Raw genomic sequence first — 6,460 nt, 5'->3', positions numbered from 1 at the left:
CCCCCGCCCTCGCCGCAACCGCCAACCGCCCTCCAGCAGTTGCAGGCCGCCTATCACCATCAGGGCCAGGCCGAGCGGGGCTCCCTCGAACCAGCCGAGCTCCAGGTCACCGCCGAGGAACCGGAGCAGGCCGCCGCCCACCAGCAGCACGCCCCCCTCGACCATCCGTGCCGTGCCAGACCCCATCGCCCCTCGCCCCCTTTCGAACGTCCGATAGCCGACACCCTCGACGCTAGGCCCGAACCCCCCACTCCCACCTCGCCCGACGGGATGATCATCGGCGCCCGGCCTACATCGAACGACGGACCCGCACCGAGAGATCACAGGTCGGCGACGCAGCCACCGGAAGTTCACCCGGCGGGCGATACTGGCCGTATGTCGACCTCCCCCGCCCCCTCCCGCTCGGAACTGATCGAACATCTCCTACAGACCCGGATCGCGGGCGAGGTCGCCACCCCCAGGGAGAACAACCTCTCCCACTACCGGGAGTTGGCCAACGGCAACCGCTACTTCTGGCTCGGCCTCGAACTCGGCGACCGCTGGTCCGACGAGCAGGACGTGCTGGCGGTGATGGCCGAGCGGTGCGGCGTGGACGAGGACCCGCAGCACCGGCAGGGACAGGACACCATAGACCCCGAGCTCACCGTGGACGCCCTGGACCGGGCCGTACCACTGCTGCGCAAGGCCGTCGCCGACCGGCAGCGGGTGCTGGTGGCCACCGGCCACCCCGGCGGACTGCTCGACGTACACGCCCGCACCGCCGCCGCGCTCGCGGCCGCCGGCTGCGACCTGGTCAAGGTGCCGCTCGGCCTCAGCGCCGACGAGGGCCGGATCGCCCAGTTCGCCGGGGTCGCCGTCTACGAGCGCGGCGCCTCGCTCTGGCACACCCACTCCCCCCGGCCGATGGCCGAGATCCTGGACGCGCTCCCGCAGGAGGGCGAACCCCTGCCCGACCTGGTGATCGCCGACCACGGCTGGGCCGGCTGCGCCGCCGAGCGCGGCATCGACACCATCGGCTACGCCGACAGCAACGACCCCGCGCTCTTCCTCGGCGAGGCCGAAGGCACGCTCACGGTGTGCGTGCCGCTCGACGACTACGTCGTCAGCCCGCGCTTCTACGAACCGCTCGTCGCCTACCTGCTGGACGCGTCAGGACTCTCCGCCGCCTGAGCCCCGGCGGGCGGCGCCGTCGCCGTCGGCGCCGTCACGCCGCACGTCCGGCTTGCGCGGAGCACTCTTCTCGGCGGCCGCCTTCCCGCCGACAGCCTTCTTGGCGGCGGCCTTCTTCGTGGCCGCCTTCTTCGTGGCCGCCTTCTTGGCAGCGGTCTTCTTCGTGGCGGTCTTCTTGGCCGCGGACCGCTTCGTCGCGGTCTTGCCCGCGGCCTTCTTCGCCGTGCGCTTCCCGGCGGTGGGCTTGTCCGCCGCTGCCTTGTCCGCCGCCGCCTTGGGCACTGCGGCCTTGGACGCGGCGCCCTTCGCGGCCGCGCCCTTCGCTGCGGCGCCCTTCGCTGCGGCGGCCGTCGCTGCGGCGGCCGTCGCGGCGGTGGCCGTCGCGGACCCGCTCCGCTCCGCGCCCTCCGGAACCGGCCGGTCCTCGGCGGCCGGAGCCGGGGCCGCCTCGGGAAGGTCGTCCGTGCGGTCCCGGGTCCAGCGGTGCCACCAGTGGTGGCGGCGCGGGTGGAGCGCGCGGCCGAGCCACCGACCGACCAGCAGATAGCCGACCAGGGCGCCCGAGGTGTTGAGGATCACGTCGTCGACGTCGAAGGCCCGGCCCTCGACGATCAGCCCCTGCGCGGTCTCCACCATCACCATCACCAGGGCGGTGAACGCCGGCACCCGCAGCAGCCCTCGGATACGCGGGAAGAGCATCGGCAGCAGCACCCCGAACGGCACCCCGAGCAGGACGTTCCCGCCGATCTGTTGGAGCGTGGCGAACCGGTCGGGCTGGTCGAGGTAGGCGCGGATCGAGGAGCCGGGCTCCAGGTTGGTGTGGATCAACTCGGTGGAGGCGGGCGAGGGCACCAGGGTCACCCGAGCCAGGGCCACCGCGAAGGCGACCATGCACAGCAGGGCGAGGAACAGCACGACCGTCCTGGCGAACGAGGCGGCCCAGGAATCACGCTGCAACACCGGCATCCTGGTCACCGCCGGCGGCCCGGCGGGCATCGGCTTGCTGGACATCGCCACACTCCTTCGGTCGACGACCGGATTCGTTGACCGGCGTCTACCCGCCCGGGCCGCGCGCACGCCGCGGCGCGGACGTGGCAGCACGTGGCAGGACGTGGCGGAGTGACGGGATGGCACAGTGGGAGGTCCGCGACCGAACTTCTGGAGACACCCCGTTCCCATGCGCTTGCTGCTGATACGCCACGGCCAGACCCCCTCCAACCTCAAGCACCTCCTGGACACCGGAGAACCGGGGCCGGCGCTGACCCCCTGGGACAGCAGCAGGCCGCCGCCCTCCCCGAGGCCCTCGCGGCGGAGCGGATCGGCGCGCTCTACGCGTCCACCCTGGTCCGCACACAGCTCACCGCGGCACCGCTGGCCGCCAGCACCGGACTGCCGGTCGAGGTGCGGGACGGCATCCGGGAGCTGGCCGCCGGAGACCTGGAGATGCGGGGCGACGACGAGGCCATCGAGACCTACGAGGACACCGCCTTCGCCTGGTCGGCGGGGAACACCGGGCTCCGGATGCCGGGCGGGGAGAACGGCGTGGAGGCGCTGGGGCGTTTCGACGCCGTCGTCGACGAGGCCGCGCGCTCCGGGGTGGGGACCGTGGCCCTGGTGAGCCACGGCGCCGTCATCCGGATGTGGGTGGCCGCCCGGGCGGAGAACGTCGACGTGGCCTTCGCCGCCGCCCACAAGCTGCGGAACACGGGGGTCGTGGCCCTCGACGGCTCTCCCGCCGAGGGCTGGCGCGTGGACACCTGGGAGGGCCACCCCGTCGACGCCGCCCCGCGGTAGCCGAGGCCCGTGGTCAGCCGGCGTCGCCGTCGAACGCGCCCGTCGGGTCCTCACCCGTCTCCCACCAGACGCCGAGCCGCTGCCTGGCCAACCGCCAGCCGGCGGCGGTCCGGACGAACTCCCAGTCGTACGGGCCGCCCATCGCGTACGGCGTGGCCCGCATCCCCGGCTCGGGGACGGCGACGAACCACATGTAGCCGATGCCGCTCGCCCGGTCGCCGCGCACCTCGAACGCCACGTTGAGGATGTGGTGCTGCATGGTGGCGTAGCCGGACTCCGCCTCCCGCACGGTGTCGCGGATCGCGTCCCGACCACGGATCTCCCGCCAGGGCCCGAACTCCAGGACGGCGTCCGGCGTCCAGCAGTCGATCCAGGTGTCCCAGTCCCCGGCGTCCAACGCGCGCCAGCCCCGGACCAGCAACGCCCGCAGATCGCGGTCGTCCTCCAGGGCCCGCACCCGTTCCGCCAGCGCTTCCCGCCCACTCGGTTCCGACATCACGTGACCGTCTCCTCTCGTTCCCGCTCGGCTCGTGGCGTCGATCCTGGGCGGGGCACGGCGGGACGACCAGGCAGAGCCGTGCCTGGACGCGACGCACCCAGGCAGCGCGCCGGGCCCCGCGGCTACCGTGAGGCCATGAGCGACAACGCCCTCGGCGAATTCCTCCGAGCCAGGCGCGCCCGCCTGAGCCCCGAGGACGTCGGGCTGCCCTCGTACGGGCGCCGCCGGGTCCCCGGGCTGCGACGCGAGGAGGTGGCCGTCCTCGCCGGCGTGAACGGCGACTACTACGCCCGCCTCGAACAGGGCCGCGAGCGTCACCCCTCACCACAGGTGCTGACGGCGCTCGCCACCGCGTTCCGCCTGGACGCCGAGGCGCACGACCACCTCCACCGGCTGGCCGGCACGCCCCGGGCCCCGGGCGGTGCCCCCGCCGAGCGGCGCGTCTCGCCCCGGCTGCGGGAACTGCTCGACGGCTACGCCCACACGCCGGCCTTCGTCGTCGACACGGCACTCGACTTCCTCGCCGCCAACGCGCTCGCCCGCGCCCTGTTCTCGCCGTTCCGGCAGGTGGACAACCTGGCGCTGATGACCTTCCTCGACCCGGCCGCCCGCTCGTTCCACCGCCGCTGGCCCGAGGTGGCCGCGACCACCGTGGCGAGCCTCCGACACGGCGCCGGCCAGGCCCCTGACCTGCCCAGGCTGCGGGAGGTGGTGGACACGCTGCTGGCGCGCAGCGACGAGTTCGCCGCGCTGTGGCGCACCCACGTCGTGCACAGCAAGAGCGAGGGCGACAAGGAGCTCACCCACCCCGAGGTGGGCGCGCTGTCGCTGAGCTACCAGACCTTCGACGTCCGCGCGGCCCCCGGCCAACAACTCGTCGTCTACCACGCGCCGCAGGGCAGCCCGAGCGCCCACAACCTGACCCTCCTGGGCACGCTCCACGCCGGCCTGGCCGGCCGGGCCGACCCGACCGGCCCGGCGGACCGGTCGGGGCCGCGGGGCTGGCCCCCGAGGCCCCCGGCTGCCCCGCTGTAGCGAGGCTCGGACCGCCGGTCCCTGCCGGGGTGTGCGGACCGGTGACCGCCGCGCCGTGCGGCCCCTCGGGCCGGTGGGCCGGGGCCGCTGCGGGGGCCCGCGGCCCTGCTCCCGGCTGCGCGGGGCGGCACCGGGCCGGCGCCCACCAGACGGCGGGCGGCCAAGGCCGCTGGGTCCAGGGGACCAGCGCAGCCACCGGCCCGGCACATGCACCCGGACCGCAGGCTCCGGAAGGAGGCCAGGCCCACAGAGCCCGGGCCGCGGCGCGGGCCGCCAGGCCCAGCACGGCACGGAGCCGCAGGCCCCACGAAGGGGCACGGCCCGGCGCGACAGCCGGCACACGCAGCGGCCCCAGGGCCATAGGCCCGAGAGTCCGGCACGGATCCGCAGGCCCCGCAACGGCCCCGGCCAACCGGCCCGAAGGGCCGCGCTGACCGGGCCGCATGCCCGACACACGCACGAGCGGACGCCCAGAACCCGGTCACCCGAGCCCCGGCACACCACACCTCGCGGAGACTGGCGCCGCAGGCCCGGGGAACACCACGAGCACCGGCCCACCCAGCCCGGCACACGCGGCGAAGCGGGTCCGGGCCGCAAGCCCGGGAGGGAAGCCCGACACGGCAGACGCCGGCCCGCACAGCAAGCGCGGGGACCGGGGCCGCAGGCCCCGGAAGGGACCGCGACCACCCGGGGCCCAGGGCCGTCGGTCAGGCCCGCCCGGCCCGAGGGACCCGCATCAGACCCTCCTGCATCACCGTGACCGCGAGTCGCCCGTCGGCGGTGAAGATCCGGCCGTGGGCCAGGCCGCGGCCGCCCTGGGAGGTGGGCGAGTCCGTGTCGTAGAGCAGCCACTCGTCGGCCCGGAACGGCCGGTGGAACCACATGGCGTGGTCGAGGCTGGCGCCGACGACGTCGCCCACCATCCAGCCGCCCCGGCCGTGTGCGAGCAGTACCGAGTCGAGCAGCGTCATGTCGGAGACGTACGTGCCGAGGCACAGGTGCGTCACCGGGGTGTCGTGGTCGCCGTCCAGCTTGCCGTTGATCCGGAACCACACCTGGGAACGTGGCTCGCGCGGCCGGCCGGCCGTGGCGAACGGCGGATCCGTGACGTACCGCAGGTCGACCGCGCGCCGCGCCTCGAGCAGCAGGTCGACGACGGCGGCGTCCCAGAAGAGGTCGGCGTGGCGCGGCAGCAGCTCGTCGGCCGCGGGCAACGTCTCGGGGTCCGGCGCCGGCGGCATCGGCACCTGGTGTTCGAGACCGTCCTCCGGACGCTGGAAGGAGGCCGAGAGATGGAAGATCGCCTGCCCGTGCTGGACCGCGACGACCCGGCGGGTCGCGAACGACTGGCCGTCCCTGATCCGGTCGACGGTGTAGACGATGGGCGCGCCGGGATCGCCCGGGCGCAGGAAGTAGGAGTGGAGGGAGTGCGGGAGTCGCTCCTCCGGCACGGTCCGGCAGGCGGCGACGAGCGCCTGTGCCGCGACCTGGCCACCGAAGACCCGGGGCACCACCCAGTCATGGCTGGCGCCCCGGAATATGTCCCGCTCTATCGGCTCCAGGTCCAGCAGATCCAGAAGATACTGGAGAGTAGCGTCCATGAACCGATTCTCCCCCGCCGCCGCGGGCGCGCAGCACGAAGGCCCGGATCCGAGGGATCCGGGCCTTCGTGTTCAGTAGCGGGGACAGGATTTGAACCTGCGACCTCTGGGTTATGAGCCCAGCGAGCTACCGAGCTGCTCCACCCCGCGTCGTGTTCTCCACCTTAGTCCGCGGCCGGCGCTTCCCGCAAATCGCCGCCACCGCACGCGGGGCAGCGCCCGTAGTACGTCACGGTGACCTCCGAGACCGTGAAGCCGAACCGCTCCCCCTCCGGCAGCGCCCGCATGGGGTCGCCGGCGAGCCGCACGTCCCGCATCTCGCCGCAGCCGGAGCAGACGAGGTGCTGGTGGGGGTGGTGGG

General features: G+C 74.2%; 6 protein-coding genes, 1 tRNA gene and 2 pseudogenes. 3 read left to right on the top strand and 6 right to left on the bottom strand.

All coding sequences use genetic code 11. The annotated features are described in order from the left end of the window. The coding region (locus tag E1283_RS29440) for a hypothetical protein (RefSeq protein ID WP_207930572.1) at nt 1-186 on the bottom strand (186 nt) is incomplete at its 3' end. Between the two features lie 189 nt (nt 187-375). Between E1283_RS29440 and E1283_RS29435 the strand changes: the two genes are divergently transcribed. Beyond that, on the top strand, nt 376-1,170 hold the full coding sequence (locus E1283_RS29435) for a phosphatase (RefSeq protein WP_132821211.1): 795 nt from the start codon (nt 376-378) through the stop codon (nt 1,168-1,170). Here the strand turns inward: E1283_RS29435 and E1283_RS40030 are convergent. Further along, complete coding sequence (locus tag E1283_RS40030; protein WP_207930571.1) at nt 1,150-2,181, bottom strand: VanZ family protein; 1,032 nt, start codon at nt 2,179-2,181, stop codon at nt 1,150-1,152. The two genes, E1283_RS29435 and E1283_RS40030, sit on opposite strands and share 21 nt — an antisense overlap. 166 nt (nt 2,182-2,347) lie before the next feature. On the opposite strand from E1283_RS40030, the pseudogene E1283_RS29425 reads away from it, so the two are divergent. After that, a pseudogene (locus E1283_RS29425) lies at nt 2,348-2,964 on the top strand (histidine phosphatase family protein). Between the two features lie 13 nt (nt 2,965-2,977). Here E1283_RS29425 and E1283_RS29420 read toward each other — a convergent pair. Then, complete coding sequence (locus tag E1283_RS29420; protein ID WP_132821210.1) at nt 2,978-3,460, bottom strand: nuclear transport factor 2 family protein; 483 nt, start codon at nt 3,458-3,460, stop codon at nt 2,978-2,980. Nucleotides 3,461-3,598: 138 nt separating this feature from the next. Between E1283_RS29420 and E1283_RS29415 the strand changes: the two genes are divergently transcribed. Next, complete coding sequence (locus E1283_RS29415) at nt 3,599-4,498, top strand: helix-turn-helix transcriptional regulator (protein WP_132821209.1); 900 nt, start codon at nt 3,599-3,601, stop codon at nt 4,496-4,498. A gap of 707 nt (nt 4,499-5,205) precedes the next feature. On the opposite strand, the gene E1283_RS29410 is transcribed toward E1283_RS29415, so the two are convergent. The 3 genes and pseudogenes from E1283_RS29410 to E1283_RS29400 form a co-directional block, all read right to left on the bottom strand. After that, nucleotides 5,206-6,099, bottom strand: coding sequence for an acyl-CoA thioesterase (locus E1283_RS29410; protein WP_132821208.1), 894 nt, complete (start codon nt 6,097-6,099; stop codon nt 5,206-5,208). A 76-nt stretch (nt 6,100-6,175) separates the two neighbouring features. Next, nucleotides 6,176-6,249, bottom strand: a tRNA-Met gene (locus E1283_RS29405). Nucleotides 6,250-6,263: 14 nt separating this feature from the next. Then, nucleotides 6,264-6,460 (bottom strand): annotated as a pseudogene (locus tag E1283_RS29400) (hypothetical protein); the annotation flags it as partial.

Source organism: Streptomyces hainanensis (assembly GCF_004348415.1).
GTDB classification, from domain to species: Bacteria; Actinomycetota; Actinomycetes; order Streptomycetales; family Streptomycetaceae; genus Streptomyces; species Streptomyces hainanensis.
This window is presented reverse-complemented; position numbering and strand designations above follow the sequence as displayed.